The organism is Kitasatospora sp. NPDC127116, from assembly GCF_042677365.1.
Classification (GTDB): domain Bacteria; phylum Actinomycetota; class Actinomycetes; order Streptomycetales; family Streptomycetaceae; genus Kitasatospora; species Kitasatospora lactacystinica.
The window spans coordinates 1-20,669 of the sequence record NZ_JBHXTL010000152.1; the positions used below are offsets into that span (position 1 = coordinate 1).

Annotated in this window: 19 protein-coding genes, 2 pseudogenes and 1 riboswitch; of the genes and pseudogenes, 9 read left to right on the forward strand and 12 right to left on the reverse strand. The window is 73.8% G+C overall.

All coding sequences use genetic code 11. The features are described 5' to 3' along the window. The 4 genes and pseudogenes from ACFVHV_RS37825 to ACFVHV_RS37840 form a co-directional block, all read right to left on the reverse strand. Positions 1-252: pseudogene (locus ACFVHV_RS37825) on the reverse strand (acyl-CoA dehydrogenase); the annotation flags it as partial. A 2-nt stretch (positions 253-254) separates the two neighbouring features. After that, a pseudogene (locus ACFVHV_RS37830) lies at positions 255-575 on the reverse strand (DUF3040 domain-containing protein); the annotation flags it as partial. Between the two features lie 498 nt (positions 576-1,073). Beyond that, a complete protein-coding gene (locus tag ACFVHV_RS37835) occupies positions 1,074-1,826 on the reverse strand; it encodes a methyltransferase domain-containing protein (RefSeq protein WP_359897125.1) in 753 nt (250 codons plus the stop codon). A gap of 55 nt (positions 1,827-1,881) precedes the next feature. Next, complete coding sequence (locus tag ACFVHV_RS37840) at positions 1,882-2,427, reverse strand: SAV_6107 family HEPN domain-containing protein (protein WP_380357619.1); 546 nt, start codon at positions 2,425-2,427, stop codon at positions 1,882-1,884. A gap of 636 nt (positions 2,428-3,063) precedes the next feature. On the opposite strand from ACFVHV_RS37840, the gene ACFVHV_RS37845 reads away from it, so the two are divergent. Continuing rightward, on the forward strand, positions 3,064-3,672 hold the full coding sequence (locus tag ACFVHV_RS37845; RefSeq protein ID WP_380357593.1) for a DUF4126 domain-containing protein: 609 nt from the start codon (positions 3,064-3,066) through the stop codon (positions 3,670-3,672). A 22-nt stretch (positions 3,673-3,694) separates the two neighbouring features. Next, complete coding sequence (locus tag ACFVHV_RS37850) at positions 3,695-5,212, forward strand: phytoene desaturase family protein (protein WP_380357595.1); 1,518 nt, start codon at positions 3,695-3,697, stop codon at positions 5,210-5,212. A gap of 49 nt (positions 5,213-5,261) precedes the next feature. Here ACFVHV_RS37850 and ACFVHV_RS37855 read toward each other — a convergent pair whose 3' ends face one another. Both ACFVHV_RS37855 and metF read right to left on the reverse strand, forming a co-directional pair. After that, positions 5,262-6,140 carry a hypothetical protein gene (locus tag ACFVHV_RS37855; protein ID WP_359897120.1) on the reverse strand — a complete coding sequence of 293 codons (879 nt, stop codon included), beginning with the start codon at positions 6,138-6,140 and terminating at the stop codon, positions 5,262-5,264. 204 nt (positions 6,141-6,344) lie between these two features. Continuing rightward, positions 6,345-7,259, reverse strand: a complete 915-nt coding sequence (gene metF / locus ACFVHV_RS37860) for a methylenetetrahydrofolate reductase [NAD(P)H] (RefSeq protein ID WP_359897118.1) — start codon at positions 7,257-7,259, stop codon at positions 6,345-6,347. Positions 7,260-7,456: 197 nt separating this feature from the next. Between metF and ACFVHV_RS37865 the strand changes: the two genes are divergently transcribed. Beyond that, complete coding sequence (locus tag ACFVHV_RS37865) at positions 7,457-8,587, forward strand: polyprenyl synthetase family protein (RefSeq protein WP_380357599.1); 1,131 nt, start codon at positions 7,457-7,459, stop codon at positions 8,585-8,587. A 57-nt stretch (positions 8,588-8,644) separates the two neighbouring features. Here the strand turns inward: ACFVHV_RS37865 and thiE are convergent, their stop codons facing one another. The 3 genes from thiE to ACFVHV_RS37880 are packed head-to-tail and all read right to left on the reverse strand — an operon-like array spanning position 8,645 to position 10,914. Next, positions 8,645-9,298 (reverse strand): thiamine phosphate synthase, encoded by a 654-nt coding sequence (thiE, locus tag ACFVHV_RS37870; protein WP_359897114.1) that lies wholly within the window; start codon positions 9,296-9,298, stop codon positions 8,645-8,647. Continuing rightward, on the reverse strand, positions 9,298-9,663 hold the full coding sequence (locus tag ACFVHV_RS37875; RefSeq protein ID WP_189915099.1) for an Rv2175c family DNA-binding protein: 366 nt from the start codon (positions 9,661-9,663) through the stop codon (positions 9,298-9,300). The genes thiE and ACFVHV_RS37875 overlap by 1 nt, the downstream gene beginning before the upstream one ends. A 42-nt stretch (positions 9,664-9,705) precedes the next feature. Beyond that, positions 9,706-10,914 (reverse strand): NAD(P)/FAD-dependent oxidoreductase, encoded by a 1,209-nt coding sequence (locus tag ACFVHV_RS37880; protein ID WP_380357602.1) that lies wholly within the window; start codon positions 10,912-10,914, stop codon positions 9,706-9,708. Between the two features lie 83 nt (positions 10,915-10,997). Next, a riboswitch (TPP riboswitch) is annotated at positions 10,998-11,110 on the forward strand. Positions 11,111-11,113: 3 nt separating this feature from the next. Between ACFVHV_RS37880 and thiO the strand changes: the two genes are divergently transcribed. From thiO to pknB, 4 genes are all read left to right on the forward strand, one after another. Then, positions 11,114-12,289, forward strand: a complete 1,176-nt coding sequence (gene thiO / locus ACFVHV_RS37885; RefSeq protein ID WP_380357605.1) for a glycine oxidase ThiO — start codon at positions 11,114-11,116, stop codon at positions 12,287-12,289. Then, positions 12,286-12,540, forward strand: coding sequence for a sulfur carrier protein ThiS (thiS, locus tag ACFVHV_RS37890; RefSeq protein WP_380357608.1), 255 nt, complete (start codon positions 12,286-12,288; stop codon positions 12,538-12,540). The genes thiO and thiS overlap by 4 nt, the downstream gene beginning before the upstream one ends. Positions 12,541-12,543: 3 nt before the next feature. Next, the gene (locus tag ACFVHV_RS37895; protein WP_049655375.1) at positions 12,544-13,341 is read left to right on the forward strand and encodes a thiazole synthase; all 798 of its coding nucleotides are present in this window, start codon (positions 12,544-12,546) and stop codon (positions 13,339-13,341) included. Positions 13,342-13,427: 86 nt separating this feature from the next. Further along, positions 13,428-15,209, forward strand: coding sequence for a Stk1 family PASTA domain-containing Ser/Thr kinase (pknB, locus tag ACFVHV_RS37900; RefSeq protein ID WP_359897143.1), 1,782 nt, complete (start codon positions 13,428-13,430; stop codon positions 15,207-15,209). 34 nt (positions 15,210-15,243) lie between these two features. Here the strand turns inward: pknB and ACFVHV_RS37905 are convergent, their stop codons facing one another. Continuing rightward, a complete protein-coding gene (locus ACFVHV_RS37905; protein ID WP_359897107.1) occupies positions 15,244-15,873 on the reverse strand; it encodes a sulfite oxidase-like oxidoreductase in 630 nt (209 codons plus the stop codon). A 241-nt stretch (positions 15,874-16,114) separates the two neighbouring features. On the opposite strand from ACFVHV_RS37905, the gene bfr reads away from it, so the two are divergent. Next, a complete protein-coding gene (bfr, locus tag ACFVHV_RS37910) occupies positions 16,115-16,594 on the forward strand; it encodes a bacterioferritin (RefSeq protein WP_359897105.1) in 480 nt (159 codons plus the stop codon). A gap of 37 nt (positions 16,595-16,631) precedes the next feature. Here bfr and ACFVHV_RS37915 read toward each other — a convergent pair whose 3' ends face one another. Further along, positions 16,632-16,910, reverse strand: a complete 279-nt coding sequence (locus ACFVHV_RS37915) for a (2Fe-2S)-binding protein (protein WP_359897103.1) — start codon at positions 16,908-16,910, stop codon at positions 16,632-16,634. A 159-nt stretch (positions 16,911-17,069) separates the two neighbouring features. Next, the gene (locus ACFVHV_RS37920) at positions 17,070-18,479 is read right to left on the reverse strand and encodes a class II 3-deoxy-7-phosphoheptulonate synthase (RefSeq protein ID WP_380357613.1); all 1,410 of its coding nucleotides are present in this window, start codon (positions 18,477-18,479) and stop codon (positions 17,070-17,072) included. Between the two features lie 242 nt (positions 18,480-18,721). Here ACFVHV_RS37920 and ACFVHV_RS37925 point away from each other — a divergent pair, with 242 nt between their 5' ends. Further along, positions 18,722-20,659, forward strand: a complete 1,938-nt coding sequence (locus ACFVHV_RS37925; RefSeq protein ID WP_380357616.1) for an anthranilate synthase family protein — start codon at positions 18,722-18,724, stop codon at positions 20,657-20,659. Positions 20,660-20,669 lie beyond the last annotated feature (10 nt).

Here is a 20,669-nt window from a genome sequence, read left to right on the forward strand (position 1 = left end):
CAGCAGGCGGGTGCTGTTGAGGCCCACCTTGTACATGTTCTTGACGTCCTGCTCGACCGAGGACAGGTCGGCGAGCATCTTGCCGACGATCGCCTCCAGGTCGCCGGCGGCCTTGGCGAGCAGCTCGCGCTCGGTGGCGAGGGCGTCGCCGCCCTCGGCCGCGCCGAGGAACTTCTGGATCTGCTCGGAGACGGCGGTGAGGGCCTGGCCGCCGTCCTTGACGATCTTGCGGAAGAAGAAGTCCAGGCCCCGGCCTTGCGGCGCGGGGCGGCGGCCGGGCGGGCCCCGGTGCCCTGGCCCGCGGGCCCCCGGCGCCAGCCGGTCACGGCGAACACCGCACATCCGAGCATCACCAGGAAGCCCACGACGCTGACCCAGATCTGGTCCGGCACGACCATGCCGCCCATCAGCAGGCCGATGCCCACCACGAAGCCGGCGACGGCCAGGTAGACCCGCCGACGGGTGTAGGTGCGCAGCCCGGTTCCCTCAAGCGCAGACGCGAATTTGGGATCTTCGGCATACAGCGCTCGCTCCATCTGGTCGAGCAGTCGCTGCTCGTGCTCCGAGAGCGGCACGGAGTCCTCCTACTCGTCGGTCGCGCGTGCGACCGGTCCGCCCACCCCGGTCGGGGAGGCAAGTCCAATCAGCCTTGGGGCACACGGTCGGACGCCCGTGCGGGGGACCCGGCCCGTGTCGTCCATATGCCCCACGCGTCCGGCTGTCATGCTTTCCGGCTTTACCCAGATCATACGGTCCGTGGGCCCGTTACGGAGTGGTCTGCGCCGCGTGGGACGGGCCACTTCGAGCGGGGACGGCCGCATCGGAGTCAACGCGCCACGCCCCGGACAAGTGCCCGATCGGATGGAATCGTCCCGGACCTGGGCAGGTTTGCCACCGGGCGGCGCGGAGCGACCGGGGGCCGACCGGCGCACGGACGGGCTACGGGCGGGGAACCGCCAGGCCTCCGGGGCGCGAACCGCCGCCGTACGGTGTGCAAAAAAACCGTACGACGGTGGCAGGGTTCGTGAAGGGGCGCACGCGCCCCGAGAGGAGCGCGTGCCGGACGGAACGCCTCAGGCCAGGGTGGCCAGCAGGTGCAGCTGGGTCGCCACGGCGTGGAACGCGGGCTGCTCGGCGGCGGCCTCCTCCAGCTTCAGCAGCGCGTCCAGGGCACCCGGCTCGGCGTCCACCAGCACCCCGGGGACGAGGTCGGCGAAGACCCGTACGCCGTGCACCGACTCCACCCGCAGGCCGGCGGCCTCGGCCAGCCGGCCCAGCTCCTCGCCGGTGAAGCGGCGCGGCATCGGGTCCTGCGCGCCCCAGCGGCCGTCCGTGGCGGAGAGCACGGTGCGGGCCTCGTTGAAGTGGCCGGCCAGCGCGCGGGCCAGCACGGCGCCGTTGCGGTTGGCCGCCAGCAGGCTGACCACACCGCCCGCGCGCAGGGTGCCGGCCAGGCTGCCGAGCGCCTCGGCCGGGTCGTCCACGACCTCCAGCACGCCGTGGCAGAGCACCGCGTCCACGCTGCCGGGAGCGACCAGCTCCGGCAGGGTCTGGGTGTCGCCCTGGACAGCCCGCACCAGGTCCGTCACACCGGCCTCGGCGGCCCGGCGCTCCAGGGCGAACAGGGCGTCCGGGCTCGGGTCGACCACGGTGACGCGGTGGCCGAGCTTGGCGACCGGCACGGCGAAGTTCCCGGTGCCGCCGCCGGTGTCGACCACGTCGAGCACCGGCTGGTCCAGCTCGGCCGCCCGCTTCTCCAGGGCTGCCCGGACCACCTCCCACACCACGGCGGTACGCAGGGCACTGCGGGGACGCGTCGGGTACAAGGTGGGGCTCCTTGGCACGTGCAGTTCGATCAGGATGCCTCCACCTTAGAGCCTGTCAGGCCGGCGGCTCGTCGGCCTCCAGTGGCAGCCGGGGCGGCGGCGCGGCGTGCAGGCCGAGCAGCCGCTCGACCAGGCGCAGGAAGAGGGCGGAGTTGCGGATCAGGTCGTCGGCGTCGCGGGCCGAGGCGGCGCCCCTGATCCCGGCCTCGGCGGCGGCCCGGCGGCGGGCGCCGGCGCCGTAGTAGAGCGCCCATTCGGCGAGTTCCGGGGCCACCTCGGGCAGCACCTCCCAGGCGCTGCGGATGGCCTTGCGGCGGCGCGGACTCTTCTCCGGGCGGCCGCGCACCGCCAGGACGGCCGCCACCGTGCGCAGCGCGGCCAGGTGGGCGGTGGCGTAGCGCTCCAGCGGGTCCTCAAGGGCGCGGGCCAGGACGAGGGTGCGGTGGGCGTCGGCGAGCAGGTCGAGGGCGGCCGGCGGCGCGGCGGTCCGGCGCAGCACGGGGTGGACGTCCGCTCCGGCGGGGCGTCGGGCGGACGGACCCGGGAGCTGTGGCAGGGCGGCGGAGTGGAGGCGGGCGGTGACGGGCTCAGGACGACTGATGGTCATGGTCTCCCCCGTTCCGAGGCAGCGCGCGGACCGGGTGGTCCGTGCCTTCCCATCGTGAACGGCACCACTGACAATCCGGCCCGGAAGGCCGCTCCTGCGGCGCGAAGGGGCCGTAAGGAGTCCGGAAAGGCCGTAGGGAGGCCGGAAACGGGGTAGCGGCGGCAGGCGCGGTCCTCCCCCGGTTCCGCGCCGCCGCCGTGTCGTCGCTCCGCCGGTCCACCCCCTGGCCGGCGGCGGCGAACTCCCCCTCGCGGCCGGTCTCCCCCCGGCCCGCTCCGCCGCCCCGTGTCGGCGGTGCGGGGACCACGACCAGCCCCGTGGCGGTCCGTCCGCCGCCTCCCCCGGCCTGAGCGGCCGGGAGACGGACGGATCCGCCGCCCGGGCGGGCCGGGCGCCCGACGCGCCGCCCTCCCGGGTGCCACCACTCTCCCGTCCGCGCAGGTCGTCGGCCATCCGCTGACGTACTCAACCGCGAATCTGAGTATCCGTACTCAGTCCGTCCCGGCCCGCCGTCCGCCGGAACCGCGGCGTGCGTCCACGGCGTCCCGGGTGCCGGTACGGTACGGCGGGGCCGGGCGGAACCGGCCCCGCCGGACGAGGAGCGGACGCGATGACGAGGAGGGGGACGCGATGACGGTCCTGCCGCTGATCTTCACCAGCGGGCTGGCCAGCGGCATCAACGCCTACGCGGTGGTGCTGCTGCTCGGCCTGCTGGGCAGGTTCGGTGACGCGGACTCGGTGCCGCAGGCGCTGGAGCGCACGGACGTGCTGGTGGTGGCGGGCGTGCTGTTCGCGCTGGAGGCGGTGGCCGACAAGATCCCGTACGTGGACAGCGTCTGGGACGTCGTGCACACGGTGATCCGGCCGATCGCCGGTGCCACCGTCGGCGTGCTGATCGCGAGCAACGACCCCGGTTCGCTCAGCGAGGTCGCGGCCGGCGCGATGGGCGGCACCTCGGCACTGGTCAGCCACCTGGTGAAGTCCTCGCTGCGGATGGCCGTCAACACCTCCCCGGAACCGGTCAGCAACATCGTGGTCAGCATGGCCGAGGACCTCTCGGTGGCCGGCCTGGTCACGCTGGCGATCTTCCACCCCTGGCTGGCCGCCTCGGTCGCCGCCGCGGTCCTGGTCGCCGGCCTGCTGCTGGTCCGGCTGGTGATCACGAAGATCCGCTCGTTCCGGGCCCGCCGCCGCGAACGCAGGACCGCCCGGGCGGCGGGCACTGCGGGCACGGCGTAAAGCTCGTCCTAGGATCGGGGCCATGGCAAAGATCGTCGTCATCGGCGCAGGAATGAGCGGGCTCGCGGCGGCCTCCCGGCTGGCGACCCTCGGCCACCGGGTGACGGTCTGCGAGGCGGGCGGCACGTACGGGGGCATGGTCGGGCGGTACGAGCGCGACGGCTTCGCCTTCGACACCGGCCCCGGCTTGCTCTCCCTCCCGGCCGTCTACCGCGACCTCGCGCTGAAGACCGGCAAGGAGCCGCTGGAGCAGCTGGTCGAGCTGGCCCCGGTCGACCCGGAGAGCCGGCACCTGTTCCCCGACGGCACCGCCGTCACCCTGCCCAACGCCTCCCGCGGCGGTGTCAGCCAGGCCCTGGACGCCGCCTTCGGCGCGGGCTCAGGCGCCCGCTGGAGCGAGGTGATGAACCACGGCCGGACGGTCTGGGAGGCCACCCGCCGCCCGCTGCTGGAGGAGGCGCTCCCGGCCGACCTCGGTGTCCTGTCCCCGGCCGGCCGGGCCCGGGTGGACACCGACCCGTACCCCGTAGCGCCGCGCACCGGCCTGGCCCGGATGCGCCGCCCGCGGCCGTGGAGCCTCGCCGACGTGGCGCGGCGGCAGCTCGGCGGCCACCCCGGCCTGACCGCCCTGCTGGGCGAGCCCGCGCTGCGGTACGGCCTCCTGCCCGGGCAGGCCCCGGCGGGGGCCGCCGTGCTGCCGTACATGGAGCAGTCCTTCGGCGTCTGGTACGTCCGGGGCGGCCTGCGCGCGCTCGCGGACGCCGTGTACCGGCGCTGCGAGCTGCGCGGGGTCGAGTTCCGCTTCGACACCCCGGTCACCCGGGTGGTCGTGGAGAACGGCCGGGCGTGCGGGGTCGGGACGGCGGACGGCCGGATCGACGCGGACCTGGTGATCTCCGCGATGGACACCCGCGCGCTGTTCCGCCACGGCATCGCCGAGTGGCCGGGGGTGCCGGCCGAGGACTGGGAGCCGTTCGAGGTGCCCGGCCGGTTCAGCGTGCTGCTCGCCCTGCGCGGGCCCCGGCCCGAGGGCACCGCGCACCGGACGGTGGTCCACGCGGTGGACCCGGCCGCCGAGGAGAACGCCCTCACGCTGTCCGCGCCGCTGTGCGAGCGTCCCACCGTGCAGGTGCTCCGCCCGGACGACCCGGCGCTGCGCCCCGACGACGCCCACGAGAGCGTGGTGCTGACCGCGACCGTCCCGGCCCAGGAGGAGGACGTCGACTGGACCGCCCCCGGTGTCGCCGACCGCTACGCCGACCGGTTGCTCGCCCACGTCGACGCGGCCGGCCTGGGACTGCGCGAGCGGGTGCTGTGGCGGGTCGTGCGCACCCCGGAGGACACCCGCCGGGAGACCGGCGCGCTGTTCGGCTCGGTCGCCCGCCCGGTGCTCGCGGGTTCGTACGCGGGGCTGCACGCCGCCAATGAGTCGCCCGTCCCGGGCCTCTACCTGGTCGGCGGCAACGCCCACCCCGGTGGCGGCCTCGCCCGCGTCGGCATGTCGGCCTGCATCACCGCCGGGCTGATCGGCCCGGCGTAGGGCCCGGCGGCCCGGCCCGGTCGGCCTCGGCTGCCGGGCCCCTGCCGGGTCAGCCCTGGTGCCAGGTGTTCTGCTGCTGCTGGTAGCCGTAGTTCTGGTCGTACGCCGGCTGCTGCGGGATGCCCTGGACCTGCGGGTCGGGCTGCGGCTGCCACTGCTGCTGGGGCTGGGCGTTCGGGTCCCAGGTCTGCTGGTGCTGCGGCTGCTGGTAGCCCGCGTACGGGTCCTGCTGCTGGTCCTGCTGCTGCGGGTAGCCGCCGTACGGGTCCTGCTGCTGGGGGTAGCCGCCGTAGGACTGCTGCTGCTCGTAGGCGTAGGCGGGCTGCTGCTGGGTCTGCCACTGCTGCTGGTCGTAGCCGGACTGGTAGGCGGCGGCGTACGGGTCCTGGTGCTGCTGCTGGACCTGCGGCTGCTGCTGCTCGTAGTACCCGGGGGCGTAGACGCCGTCCTGGGCGAGTTCCTGCATCTCGAAGGCGGCGGTCTGCTCGACCGCGGGCACCTCGTCGGGCACCTCGACGGGGACCGGCGCGGAGGCCCGGGTCTCCTCGACGGCGCTGACCTCGCCGACCCGCTTCCTGGCGACGGCGACGGCCGCCACCGCGGCGGCGCCGCCGGTCAGGGCGCCCAGCAGCGGCACCTTGGCGAGCGGGCCGGGCAGGCTGCCGTCGGCCTTCCGCAGGGACCAGCCGGCCTGGTGGCCGCGCTTGACCGCGAGGGTGACGAAGGTCTGGCCGACCGCGAACAGCGCGGCGCCGGCCCCGATCACCACGACCGAGCCGAGGACCATCCCGGCGGCCACGCCCAGGAAGCCGGCCAGGGCCAGGGCCCGCCAGTGCAGCGGCGCCCGGTTCTGCAGCAGCACCTCGGCGACCAACCAGAGCGCCACCACCGCCAACGCGGCGTACAGCAGCAGGTATCCGATGCCCATCCGCCCGCTACCTCCAGTCGCGTACCCGCGCTCGTGCGCCGCGCGTGTGCGGCGACTGTACCGGTTCAACGGCCGGGGTACCGCATCGCGTTCCCACCGCCCCGGACGGCGGCCGCACACGACCGAGCCCGTCACCGTCGGTGCGGTGACGGGCTCGTGAACACCCGGCGTCGGCGCTGCGCGGGCGCGGGCCCGGCCCGCCGGTCAGCGCTGGTGCAGCCCCAGGTTCTGGTAGATCTCCAGCGTCGCCGTCGAGTGGTTCAGCGTGATGAAGTGCAGACCGGGCGCGCCCTCGGCGAGGAGGCGCTCGGCCATCGCCGTGGCGTGCTCCATGCCGATGGCCCGCAGCGCCGCCGGGTCGTCGATGGCCGCCCGCAGGCGGGCCTCCAGGTCGGCGGGGAAGGCCGAGCCGCTGAGCTGGGGGAAGCGCTCCAGCTGCTTGGCGTTGGTGACCGGCATGATCTCCGGGATGATCGGCGTCTCGCAGCCGGCGGCCGTGACCCGGTCGCGCAGCCGCAGGTAGTCGTCCACCTCGAAGAACATCTGGGTGATCGCGTAGTCGGCCCCGGAGCGGATCTTCGCCACGAAGTGCCGGATGTCCTCGTCCCAGTCGGTCGAGCGCGGGTGCATGTTCGGCGAGGCCGCGACGCCGACGCAGAAGTCGCCGATGCCCTTGATCAGCTCCACCAGCTCGTACGCGTAGGTGACGCCCTCGGGGTGGCTGACCCACTCGCCCATCGGGTCGCCGGGCGGGTCGCCCCGGACCGCCAGGACGTTCCGCACGCCCTGGTCGGCGTACTGGCCGATGATGTTGCGCAGTTCCGCGATCGAGTGGTCCACCGCGGTGAGGTGGGCGACCGGGGTCAGGGTGGTCTCGGTCGCGATCCGGCCGACCATGTTGACGGTGCGCTCGCGCGAGGAGCCGCCGGCGCCGTAGGTCATACAGACGAAGTTCGGGTCGAGCGGTTCGAGCCGACGGATGGCGTCCCAGAGTTTCTGCTCGCCGACCTCGGTGCGCGGCGGCATGAATTCGAAGGAGAAGGAGCGCTTTCCGGCCGCCAGGAGGTCGCGCACCGTCAGTGCGCGATCCGTTCTCGTGGAAGCGATACCGAGTGCCATGCTGGCAGGCTATCCGGCGTTCGAAGGGGCCGGACAACCGTATTCCACCTATTGAGACAAGAGATGGAAGAGGTTCCGGTTCGCCCCGGCGCCGATCCGCGGCGCCTCCTCCGAGCCCCCCGCGGGGCCGCTCGCACAGCCGTTCCCAGCCGCACCGTTACGCTTGCTGCACCCCAGAGAACCAGCGGAGCCCCATCGTGACCTCGTCCAGCACCCGGCCGGCCAACCCCAGTGCGGCCAACCCCATTGACGTGGAGGACGTCCGCACCCGCGTCAACGCGGCGCTCGCCGCGTTCATGGACGGCCAGTCCGTGCTGCTCGACAAGATCTCGCCCCGGCTGGCCCCCGCCGCCGACGCGCTGCGCGACTTCCTGCTGGACGGCGGCAAGCGCCTGCGCCCGGCCTTCTGCTACTGGGGCTGGCGCGGCGCCGGCGGCCCGGCCGGGGGCGCCACCGGTGAGGCGATCGCCAACGCGGCCGCCGCCCTGGAGCTGCTCCAGGCGAGCGCCCTGGTGCACGACGACCTGATGGACCGCAGCGACACCCGCCGCGGCCTGCCCTCGGTCCACCGCCGCTTCGAGGCGCTGCACCGGGACAGCGGCTGGCGCGGCGACCGCGAGCAGTACGGCACCTCGGCCGCGGTGCTGCTCGGCGACCTGCTGCTGATCTGGTGCGACGAGCTGTTCCTGCGCTCCGGCCTGGAGCCGGCCGCCGTCCTCGCCGCCAAGCCGGTGTTCGACCTGATGCGCACCGAGGTCATGCTCGGCCAGTACCTGGACGTCCTGGAGCCGGTGGCCGGCGACTCGACCGACGACGGCGCGCTGGACCGGGCGCGGACGGTGCTGCACTACAAGTCCGCGAAGTACACCATCGAGCGGCCGCTGCAGGTGGGTGCGCTGCTGGCCGGCGCCGGGCCGGAACTGGTCGAGGCCTACGGGGCGTTCGGGCTGCCGCTGGGCGAGGCCTTCCAGCTGCGCGACGACCTGCTCGGCGTCTTCGGGGACCCGGCCGTCACCGGCAAGCCGGCCGGGGACGACCTGCGCGAGGGCAAGCGCACCCTGCTGGTCGCGCACGCGATGCGGGGCCTGCCGGCCGCCGACGCCCGGCACCTGGACGAGCGGCTCGGCGCGCCGGACCTGGCGGCCCCGGAGGTCGCCGAGCTGCGCGCGCTGGTCGCCCGCAGCGGCGCGCCCGAGCTGGTGGAGCACCGGATCGAGGAGCTGATGCGGCAGTCGCTGGCCGCGCTGGAGGCCGCTCCGCTCGCCGACGACCGGGCCCGTACGGTGCTGCTGGCCCTGGCCGAGGCCGCCACCGTCCGCAAGTACTGACGGACGGCGACGGCCCCGGGGGCCTGCGGGCCCCCGGATCCCGCTGATCCGGGCCGGTCAGAGCGCGGCGCGCACCCGGCGGGACAGCTCGGCGGCGGCCGCCCGCGGATCCGCCGCGGCGGTGACGGCCCGCACCACGACGATCCTGCGGGCACCGGCGGCCAGCACCTCGTCCAGGTTGCCGAGGTCGATCCCGCCGATCGCGAACCACGGCCGGTCGGTGTCCTGCTTCGCCGCGTACGAGACCAGGCCGAGGCCCGGGGCCGGGCGGCCCGGCTTGGTCGGGGTCGGCCAGACCGGGCCGGTGCAGAAGTAGTCCGTACCGGGTTCGGCGATCGCCGCGTCCACCTCGGACTCGGCGTGGCAGGAACGGCCGATCAGCACGTCCTCGCCGAGGATCGCCCGGGCGGCCTGCACCGGCAGGTCGTCCTGGCCGAGGTGCAGCACGTCCGGCCGGGCCGCGTGGGCGACGTCGGCGCGGTCGTTGACGGCCAGCAGCTTGCCGTGCCGGCGGCAGGCGTCGGCGAAGACCTCCAGGGCCTCCAGCTCCTGCTTGGCCTCCAGGCCCTTGTCCCGCAGCTGGACGATGTCCACCCCGCCCGCCAGCGCCGCGTCCAGGAACTCGGCGAGGTCGCCCTGCTCCCGGCGGGCGTCGGTGCACAGGTAGAGCCGGGCGTCGGCCAGCCGGGTACGCAGCGTGTCCGCCGCCATCAGATCAGCATCGCCTGGGCGCGGCGCTTCACCTCGGTGCCGCGGTTCTCCCGGAGCGCCTGGATCGGGCTGCCGGGCAGCGACGGGTCCTCGGTGAAGAGCCACTCCAGGATCTCCACGTCGTTGTACCCGCAGTCCCGCAGGACGGTCAGGGTGCCGGACAGGTGCTTGACCAGGCCCGGGCCGTCGATGAACGCCGCCGGGACCTGCAGCGACTTGTTCGGCCCGCGCCGGACGGCGATCAGGCCGCCGTTCTTGACCAGGTCACGCACCTCGGTGACCCGGACCCCCCACTGCTCCGAGATGTCGGGCAGGTACATCCAGTCGGTGACCAGGGCTTCAATCTTGCTTTCGATCTCACTCACGCCACCAGACTGCCACCTCCGCGGCCCACCGCGCACCAGGCGCTACCCCGCGACGGCCGACTTCAGCGGCACCGCCGGGTCGCCCGCCCGGGCCGGATCCAGGGCCGTACCGCGCTCGATCAGCCTCCGCCCCTGGGTGAGGTCGCGCGGCCGGTCCACGGCCAGCAGCGCGCTCGGCACGCCGTCGCGCAGCCAGAGCACCGACCAGTCGCCGTCCCGCGGGGAGCCGCGCCACAGCAGCTCGTCGCCCTCGGCGTGCCGGCCGGCGTACTGGACCATCCGGCCGAACTGCTCGGACCAGAAGTACGGCACCGGGTCGTAGGCCGGCGCGTCCGCGCCCAGGACGGCTGCGGCCACCGCCTCGCCGGACTGCAGGGCGTGGTCCCAGTGCTGGACGGCCAGCCGGGCCCCGGCCCGGGCCGAGGGGTAGCTGACGCAGTCGCCGGCCGCGAACACGCCGGGCACCGAGGTGCGCAGCCGCCCGTCCACCACGACGGCGCCGGCCGCGTCCAGCTCGACCCCGGTTCCGGCCAGCCAGCCGGTCGCGGGGCGGGCCCCGATGCCGACGACCACCTCGTCGGCGGGCAGGTGCGAGCCGTCCGCCAGCAGCACCGCGCCGGGCTCGACGGCGGCCACGCCGACCCCGCAGCGCAGGTCGACCCCGGCCCCGGCGTACCAGGCGGCCATCGCCGAGCCGACCTCGGTCGGCAGCGCGCCGGGCAGCGGCGCCGGGCCGGCCTCGACCACGGTCACCCCGCAGCCCGCCGCGCGGGCCGCGGTGGACACCTCGGCGCCGATCCAGCCCGCGCCGACCAGCACCAGCCGCAGCCCGGGGCGCAGCAGCGCGCGCAGCGCCAGGGCGTCGTCCAGGGTGTGCAGCAGGTGCGCGCGCTCGGCCCCGGGCAGGGCCCGCGGGACGGCGCCGGTGGCGATCACCAGCGAGCCGTACGGGAGGTCGCCGCCGTCGGTGTGCAGCACGCCGGGGGTCAGGCCGGTGGCCCGGCGGCCGGTGAGCAGCTCGATGCCGAGCTGCCCGTAGTCGATGTCCAGGGCGGTGGAGTCGGCCTTGCCGAGCAGCACGTCCTTGGAGAGCGGCGGCCGGTCGTACGGCGCGTGCGGCTCCTCGCCGACCAGCACGATCGGCCCCTGCCGGCCGCCCTGCCGCAGCTTGAGGGCGCACTGCGCCCCGGCCAGCCCGGCTCCGACGACGACCACCTGATCCGTTCCGCTCAGCTCTGCCACGCCCGTCACTGTACTCAGCGCGACGCGGCGGCCTGCGGGCCGTCCGCCCGCTGTACGGGCCTTCGGCCGGGCCGACCCCCGGCGTTAAGGTGGGGGCACCACACGGGAGCCCGGCGCACCGGGCTGAGAGGCGGGCTGGCACGGCCTGCGACCGTCCGAACCTGATCCGGGTCATACCGGCGAAGGGAGAAGAGCAGCTTTGTCACGCTTGCCATCAGGCGCCCACGCCGACGTGCTGGTGATCGGCGGGGGCGTCATCGGCCTCGCCGTCGCCTGGCGCGCCGCGCAGCGCGGGCTGCGGAACGTGATCGTGGTCGACCCCTCCCCCGGCGGCGGGGCCGCCGGGGTCGCGGCCGGGATGCTCGCCCCGGTCACCGAGCTGCAGTACGGCGAGGAGCCGCTGCTGCGCCTCGGGATGGCCTCGAACGAGCGGTACGCGGCCTTCGCCGCCGAGCTCTCCGAGGCGAGCGGCGGCCGGGACACCGGCTACCGCCGCTGCGGCACCGTCGCCGTGGCGCTGGACTCCGACGACCGCGAGGAACTGCGCGAGCTGCACGCCTTCCACCAGCGGCTCGGCCTGGACTCGACCTGGCTGACCGGCCGGGAGGCCCGCAGGCTGGAGCCGATGCTCGCCCCCGGCGTGCGCGGCGGCCTGCACGTCGCGGACGACCACCAGGTGGACCCCCGGCGCCTGCTCACCGCCCTGGCCGCCGCCTGCGAGAACGCGGACGTCCTGCTGCACCGCGCGGAGGCCGTCGAGCTGCTGGTCGAGGACGGCCGCGCGACCGGCGCCCGGCTCTCGACCGGGGAACGGGTGGGCGCCGGGCAGGTCGTCCTCACCGCCGGCCCGCACAGCCACCGGCTGCCCGGCCTGCCCGACGGTGTGCTGCCCGCGATCCGCCCGGTGAAGGGGCAGGTGCTGCGGCTGCACGTCCCGGACGCCTACCGCCCGTTCCTGTCCCGCAACGTCCGCGCCGTCGTCCGCGGCCGGCACCTGTACCTGGTGCCCCGGGAGAACGGCGAGCTGGTGGTCGGCGCGACCACCGAGGAGCAGGGCTACGACACCACCGTCACCGCCGGCGGGGTGTACGAACTCCTGCGCGACGCGCACGAGTTGGTCCCGGGAATCACCGAACTCCCGCTGCTGGAGACCTCCGCCGGGCTGCGCCCCGGCTCGCCGGACAACGCCCCGCTGCTCGGCCCGACGTCACTGCCCGGGCTGGTCGCCGCCACCGGCCACTACCGCAACGGCGTGCTGCTCACCCCGGTGACCGCCGACCTGCTCTCCGAGTACCTGGCCACCGGTGAAGTCCCCGAAACGGCAAGGCCGTTCACGCCCCTGCGCTTCTCCCCCGAACCCCCCGCTGCGAAGGCCTCCGCATGACCGAGATCGCCCCGAACGAGATCGCCCCGAACGAGATCACCCCGAACGAGATCGCCCTGACCGTCAACGGCGAGCCCCGCCGGGTGTCCGCCACGACCACCCTCGCCGAGGTGGTGGCCGCCGTCAGCGCCGCCAACACCGGCGTCGCCGCCGCGCTCAACGAGGCCGTGGTGCCCCGCGGTTCGTGGCCCGGGACGGCGCTGGCCGGCGGCGACCGGATCGAGATCCTCACCGCCGTGCAGGGAGGCTGAACCATGGCCGACGACCTTCTGACCATCGCCGGGACGGCCTTCTCCTCCCGGCTGATCATGGGCACCGGGGGCGCCCCCAGCCTGGAGGTCCTGGAGCGCGCGCTGCTCGCCTCCGGCACCGAGCTGACCACCGTCGCCATGCGCCGGGTCGACGCCACCACCCAGGGCTCCGTGCTCGACGTACTGACCCGCAACGGCATCCGGGTGCTGCCCAACACGGCCGGCTGCTTCACCGCCGGCGAGGCCGTGCTGACCGCCCGACTGGCCCGCGAGGCGCTCGGCACCGACTGGGTCAAGCTGGAGGTGATCGCCGACGAGCGCACCCTGCTGCCCGACCCGATCGAGCTGCTGGACGCCGCCGAGACGCTGGTCGACGACGGCTTCACCGTCCTGCCGTACACCAACGACGACCCGGTGCTGGCCCGCAAGCTGGAGGACGTCGGCTGCGCGGCCATCATGCCGCTGGGCTCGCCGATCGGTTCGGGCCTGGGCATCCGCAACCCGCACAACTTCCAGCTGATCGTGGAGGGTGCGGGCGTCCCGGTGATCCTGGACGCGGGCGCCGGCACCGCCTCCGACGTGGCGCTGGCGATGGAGCTGGGCTGCGCCGCGGTGATGCTCGCCTCCGCGGTGACCAGGGCTCAGGACCCGGTGCTGATGGCCGAGGCGATGCGGCACGCCGCCGAGGCGGGCCGGCTCGCCCACCGGGCCGGCCGGATCCCGCGCCGCTTCCACGCCGAGGCCTCCTCCGCGATGGCCGGCCGGGCCGACCTGGACACCCGCGAGCACCCCGCGTTCTGAACCGTCGCGCATGTCACAAGCCGGTCCCGGAGGCGGTGTCCTCCGGGACCGGCCGTCCCGGGCGGCTCTAGACTCTCCGAGTGGACATGGCACTGCACGACCCCTTGATCGGCGCCCTGCTCGACAACCGGTACCGGGTCGAGCAGCGCGTCGCGACCGGCGGGATGTCCACCGTCTACAAGGGCACCGACACCCGTCTGGACCGCGTGGTCGCACTCAAGGTGATGCACCCTTCGCTGGCCGGCGACGAGGGGTTCACCGCCCGCTTCATCCGCGAGGCCAAGGCCGTCGCCAAGCTCACCCACCCCAACGTGGTCACCGTCTTCGACCAGGGCGCGGACGGCGGTCACGTCTTCCTCGCCATGGAGTACGTACCCGGCCGCACCCTGCGCGACCTGCTGCGCGACCGCGGCGCGCTGTCCGTCCGGGCCGCTCTGGACGTGCTGGAGCCGGTGCTGGCCGCGCTCGGCGCCGCCCACCGGGCCGGGCTGGTCCACCGCGACGTCAAGCCCGAGAACGTGCTGATCACCGACGGCGGCCTGGTCAAGGTCGCCGACTTCGGCCTGGTCCGGGTGCTCGGCACCGCCGACGGCGCGCCCACCTCGACCACCACCGCCACCGGCGGCACGGTCATGGGCACCGTCTCCTACCTGGCCCCCGAGCAGATCCTCCCGGACGCCCCGACCGACCAGCGGGTGGACGTCTACGCGGCCGGCATCCTGCTGTACGAGATGCTCACCGGCCGCCGCCCGCACACCGGCGACAATCCCGTCCAGGTCATGTACAAGCACCTGCACGAGGACGTCCCGGCCCCCTCGCTGGTCGCCCCCGCCGTCGGCCCCGAACTGGACGCGATAGTGGCCGGCGCCTGCGCCCGGTCCGCCGACGCCCGCCCGTACGACGCGGTCGAGCTGCTCGCCGCCCTCCAGCGGGTGCGCCGCACCCTCACCCCGGCCGAGCTGGACGCCGAGCCGCCGGCCTCCACCCGGCCCGGCCCGCGCTACCCGACCACCGAGCCGACCTCGGTGGTCCAGCCGCTGCCGCGACCCGCAGACGCCCCGCCGACCGAGCGCACCAGCGTGCTGGACATGCCGCCGGAGCTGATGGACGAGCTGCTCGCCGAGCCCCGCCCGTACGACGAGCCGACCCCGGTGCAGCGGCGCCGGCCGGCCACGCCGCGCCGCCGTCTCCCCCGCGGGCCGCTGATCTGGACGGCCGCGGTGGCCGCCCTGGTCCTGGCGATCGGCGGCGCCACCTACGGGATCTCCGAAGGGCTGTACGGCGCGGTGCCGGGCGTGCTCGGCAAGGACCGGGCCGAGGCGCAGCGGGTCCTGGACAAGGAGGGCCTGCACGGCAGGTTCGTCGAGGTGTTCAGCGAGTCCGTGCCGTCCGGGCAGGTGATCTCCGTGGATCCCGGGGTGGGGGCGCGCACCCGCAAGAGCGACAGCGTCACCGTCACCGTCTCCAGGGGCCCCAAGCGGATCGCGGTGCCGGACCTCGCCGGCAAGAGCTCCGCCGACGCCGCCTCGGCCCTGGCCGGCGCCCAGCTGACCAGGGGCGGTGTGACCGAGACCTACGACGACACCGTGCCCGAGGGCTCGGTGATCAGCAGCTCGCCGGCGGCCGGGCAGCTGCTGCAGGAGAACTCCGCGGTCTCGCTGGTGGTCAGCAAGGGCATGGTGCCGGTCCCGAACGTCACCGGGATGGGCAAGGACGAGGCGCAGAAGGCGCTCCAGGCGGCGGGCTTCACCATGCAGACCAGCGGCTGGGACGTGTTCGGCGCGGTCACCTCCTCCGGCCAGAGCCCGGCGGCGGGCGAGCGGCGCCCGCAGCGCAGCGTGGTGACGGTCAAGTTCTCGCTGTTCTAGGGCGCGTCCGGCCCGCTCGGCCGCCGCGAGGGGTTCAGCGCAGCGGCCCGTCGCCGGGCTCCTCCTGGTAGGAGTAGCGCTGCTCGCGCCAGGGGTCGGCGAGGTTGTGGTAGCCGCGCTCCTCCCAGAAGCCGCGCCGGTCGGCCCGCATGTACTCCACCGCGCGCACCCACTTGGGGCCCTTCCAGGCGTACAGCCGCGGCACCACCAGCCGCACCGGGAAGCCGTGCTCGGCGGTGAGCGCCTCGCCGTTGCGGTGGGTGGCGAGCAGGGTGCGGGGGTCGGCGAAGTCGGCCAGCCGCAGGTTGGCGCTGTAGCCGTACTCGGCCCAGACCATGACGTGGGTGACGCCCGGTGCCGGGGGCACCAGGTCGAGCACGGCGGCGGCCGACACGCCCGTCCATTCGTTGCCGAGCACCGAGAACTTCGTCACGCAGTGCATGTCCCCGACGACGGTGGTGCGCGGGAGGGCGCAGAAGGCCTCGAAGTCCCAGCTGTGCTTCTCCGCCGAGGCGGTGGCGCCGAACACCTGGAGGTCCCAGGTCAGGGGCTTGAAGCGGGGCACCGGCCCGTAGTGCAGGGCGGGCCAGCCGCGCTGCGCGCGCTGGCCCGGGGGGAGCCTCGGGTCAGACGGCGGAAGCGGTTCGTGTTTCGACTGACCCATGGATCCATGGTGACAGACGGCGGACGAGCCTCGGCGCGCGCCCCTTTGCGCGGATTCGCGCCCCGGCCCGTCCGGAGCAACGGTCGAGCCCCCACCAGCACGTTCCGTGATGAATCGGATATTCCGCCACATCTCCTAGTGAGTGTGAACTTACTGGAATTTCCTCCCGAAGCGGTGCCAGGATGCGCAGCGCAGGACCCAGCACAGGACGCAGGACAGGACTCACGCAGGAGGCATCACCATGCAGGGCGATCCCGAGGTCATCGAGTTCCTCAACGAGCAGCTCACCGCCGAGCTGACCGCGATCAACCAGTACTTCCTGCATGCCAAGATGCAGGAGAACTTCGGCTGGACGAAGCTCGCCAAGTACACCCGGCACGAGTCCTTCGACGAGATGAAGCACGCCGAGACGCTCACCGACCGGATCCTGTTCCTGGACGGGCTGCCCAACTACCAGCGGCTGTTCCACGTCCGGATCGGCCAGACGGTCAAGGAGATGTTCGAGGCGGACCGCCAGGTCGAGGTCGAGGCGATCGACCGGCTCAAGCGCGGGATCGTGGTGATGCGGGCCAAGAACGACGTCACCTCGGCGAACATCTTCGAGGACATCCTGGCCGACGAGGAGCACCACATCGACTACCTCGACACCCAGCTGGAGCTGCTGGACAAGCTCGGCGAGGCGCTCTACCTCGCTCAGGTCATCGAGCAGCCGGAGTCCTGAGGCGGTCCTCCCGGGCGGCCCGGACGGCCCGGGCCGTTCAGGCCGCCCGCAGTGGGACCACCGGTGCGGCCTTCGGGGCGGGGGCCGGGGCGGCCGGGGCCTCCGGGTCCGCGAGGCCGAGCTTCGCGGCCAGCCGGGCGGTCGGGCAGGGGCGGGCGCCGTGCTCGCCGAGCAGCGCCTGGATGCGGCGCACGCAGGACCCGCAGTCGGTGCCGGCCCGGCAGCCCTTCGCTATCTGGCGCGGGGTGCTGGCGCCGCCGTCGATCGCCTTCTTCACCTGGTCCTCGGTGACCGCATGGCACATGCACACGTACATCGCGGTCTCTCCCGGGGTGGAGCGGAATGGATCTTGACTAAGGTTCGCCTTAGTTCACTGAGGCTTACCTTACCCGGGCAAACGGGTACGAAAAAGCCCCTCCGGGCTCGGGAGCACCGAATCCGGAGGGGCCTTCGTCACATCCGACGGACGCCGGACCTACTGGCCGCGGTACATCTCCGCCACCAGGAACGCCAGGTCCAGCGACTGGCTGCGGTTGAGGCGCGGGTCGCAGGCCGTCTCGTAGCGCTGGTGCAGGTCGTCCACCAGGACCTCGTCGCCGCCGCCGACGCACTCGGTGACGTCGTCGCCGGTCAGCTCCACGTGGATGCCGCCCGGGTGGGTGCCGAGCGCGCGGTGCACCTCGAAGAAGCCCTTGACCTCGTCCAGGACGTCGTCGAAGCGGCGGGTCTTGTGCCCGCTGGAGGCCTCGAAGGTGTTGCCGTGCATCGGGTCGCAGATCCACACCGGCTTGGCGCCGGAGGCGGTGACCTTCTCCACCAGGGTGGGCAGGTGCTCGCGGATCTTGCCCGCGCCCATCCGGGTGATGAAGGTCAGGCGGCCGGGCTCGCGCTCCGGGTCCAGCTTCTCGATCAGGGCGAGCGCGTCGTCCACCGAGGTGGTCGGGCCGAGCTTGACGCCGATCGGGTTGCGGATCTTGGAGGCGAACTCGATGTGCGCGTGGTCCAGCTGCCGGGTGCGCTCGCCGATCCACACCATGTGGCCGGAGACGTCGTACAGCTCGCCGGTGCGCGAGTCCACGCGGGTCAGCGCGGTCTCGTAGTCGAGGACCAGCGCCTCGTGCGAGGAGAAGAACTCGACCGCCTTGAACTCCTCCGGCACCACGCCGCAGGCGCTCATGAACGCCAGGGCGTTGTCGATCTCCCGGGCGAGCTGCTCGTAGCGCTGGCCGGCCGGCGAGTTGCGGACGAAGTCCTGGTTCCAGGCGTGCACCTGGCGCAGGTCCGCGTAACCACCGGTGGTGAACGCGCGCACCAGGTTGAGCGTCGCGGCGGACGCGTTGTACATCCGCTTCAGGCGCTCCGGGTCCGGGATGCGGGACTCGGGGGTGAACTCGAAGCCGTTCACCGAGTCGCCGCGGTAGACCGGCAGGGTCACGCCGTCGCGGGTCTCGGTCGACTTGGAGCGCGGCTTGGAGTACTGGCCGGCGATGCGGCCGACCTTCACCACCGGCACCGAGGCGGCGTACGTCAGCACGGCGGCCATCTGGAGCAGCGTCTTCAGCTTGTTGCGGATGTGCTCCGCCGAGACGCCGTCGAAGGCCTCGGCACAGTCACCACCCTGGAGGAGGAAGGCCTCCCCGCGCGCCACGGCCCCGAGCCGGGCGCGCAGCTGGTCGCACTCGCCGGCGAAGACGAGCGGCGGATAGGAGGCGAGCTCGGCAAGGGTCTTGCGCAGAGCCTCTTGGTCCGGCCATTCAGGCTGCTGCGCCGCGGGCAGGGACTGCCAGGAGTGGGCAGCCCTCGAAGTCTCAGTCGTAGCGGTCACATCGCCAAGGCTACGGGGTGACAGGAGTGACTCGTGACTATTGCCCGAGGGATGAGACATATCTCGGACAAAGACGTGACGGCCCTCACCCGCCCCGGCGCATCCGCTAGGGTCGAACCATGCACGCGCCCCACACCCACTCCTGGTGGTGGGCCTCCCCCAAGGGTGGCCCACGAACGACGCGTTCCTAGACGAACACGACGGCCGCCCCTCGGGGCGGCCGTCGGCGTCTGCGCAGACGGCCCTCCGGGAGCGGACCTTGCACCGCCTCTCACCAGCCCACCCGGAAGGAAGCCGTTCCCGTGACCACCGCCGTCGACCTGCTCACCCGCCTCACCGGCCCGGACGCCCCCGCGTTCGCCCTGCTGCACCGCCGCACCCCCCGGCTCAGCCCGGACACCGTCGAGGTGCTGCTGGGCACCGTCGACCGCTACGAGCACCTCGCCGACCTGCCCGTGCGCAGCGGCCCGCCGGCCGGCGGCGGCCCGGTGCACGATCTGCTCGCGCTCGTCCCGTACCGCCAGATCCGCGAGCGCGGCTTCGAGGTGCACGACGACGGCACCCCCCTGCAGGCCCTCTCGGTGACCGAGCAGCACACCCTGCCGTTGGCCGAATTCACTTATGCCCTACCGAAATTGCCGGTCTCACTTGCCGGTGGCGGGTTCGATGTGGACGACGATTCGTACGCGTCGATCGTCCGCAGGGTCATCCGGGACGAGATCGGCAACGGCGAGGGCGCCAACTTCGTGATCCGGCGCGACTTCCACGCGACGCTGGAGGACTTCTCGCCTGAGCTCGCGCTGACGCTCTTCCGCCGGCTGCTGGAGCAGGAGCGCGGCGCGTACTGGACCTTCCTGGTGCACACCGGTGACCGGGTGCTGGTCGGCGCCTCCCCCGAGGTGCACGTCCGGCAGAGCGGCGGCACCGTCGTGATGAACCCGATCTCCGGCACCTACCGTTACCCGGCCGGCGGCTCCGACCTCGACTCTCTGCTCCAGTTCCTGCACGACCCCAAGGAGCTGGAGGAGCTCACCATGGTCGTGGACGAGGAACTCAAGATGATGTGCACGGTCGGCGACCTCGGCGGCCAGGTGCTCGGGCCGCGGCTCAAGGAGATGGCCCACCTCGCCCACACCGAGTACGAGCTGCGCGGACGCACCTCGCTGGACGTCCGCGAGGTGCTCCGCGAGACGATGTTCGCCGCGACCGTCACGGGCAGCCCGGTCGAGAACGCCACCCGGGTGATCAAGCGCTACGAGACCACCGGGCGCGGCTACTACTCCGGCGCGCTCGCCCTGATCGGCCGCTCCGCCAGCGGCGGGCAGCTGCTGGACTCGCCGATCTGCATCCGCACCGCCGACATCGACCCGGCCACCGGCCGGCTGGTCGTCCGGGTCGGCGCCACCCTGGTGCGCCACTCCGTCCCGGAGTCCGAGGTCGCCGAGACCCACGCCAAGGCCGCCGGAGTGCTCACCGCGATCGGCGCCCGGCCCACGCCCGCCCGGCTGCCCCACCCGGTCGGGCCCCGGCTCGCCGACGACCACCGGGTGCAGGCCGCCCTGGACTCCCGCCGGGCCGACCTCGCGCCGTTCTGGCTGCGGATGCAGCAGCCCGCCGAGATCACCGAGACCGAGCCGACCCTGGTCGTGGACGGCGAGGACACCTTCACCTCGATGCTCTCCCACCTGCTCGGCTCGCTCGGCCACCGGGTGACGGTGGCCCGGTACGACGAGCCGGGGCTGCGCGAGCGGGTCGCGGCGCACCGGGGCGCACTGGTGCTCGGCCCCGGCCCGGGCGACCCGGCGCTCGCGGACGACCCCAAGATGATGCTGCTGCGGCCGATCGTCGCGGACGCGCTGGCCGCCGTCCGCTCCGGCGCCCGCACCTCGCCGCTGCTCGCGGTCTGCCTGAGCCACCAGCTGCTGGCCGCCGAACTCGGGCTCGCGCTGGGCCGCAAGGCCGTCCCCTACCAGGGGGCGCAGGAGCGCATCGACCTGTTCGGCGGCAAGCAGACGGTCGGCTTCTACAACACCTTCACCGCGCGCTGCTCGGAGGCCGACGCGGCACGGCTCGCCACCGAGGGCGTCGAGGTCTCCCGGGACGCCGTCACCGGCGACGTGCACGCCCTGCGCGGGCACGGCTTCGCGGGGCTCCAGTTCCACCCGGAGTCGGTGCTCACCCGCGACGGGGTCGGCATCGTGGCGGGCCTGCTGCGCGGGGCGACGGCCGCACTGCGCTGAGCCGACGCTG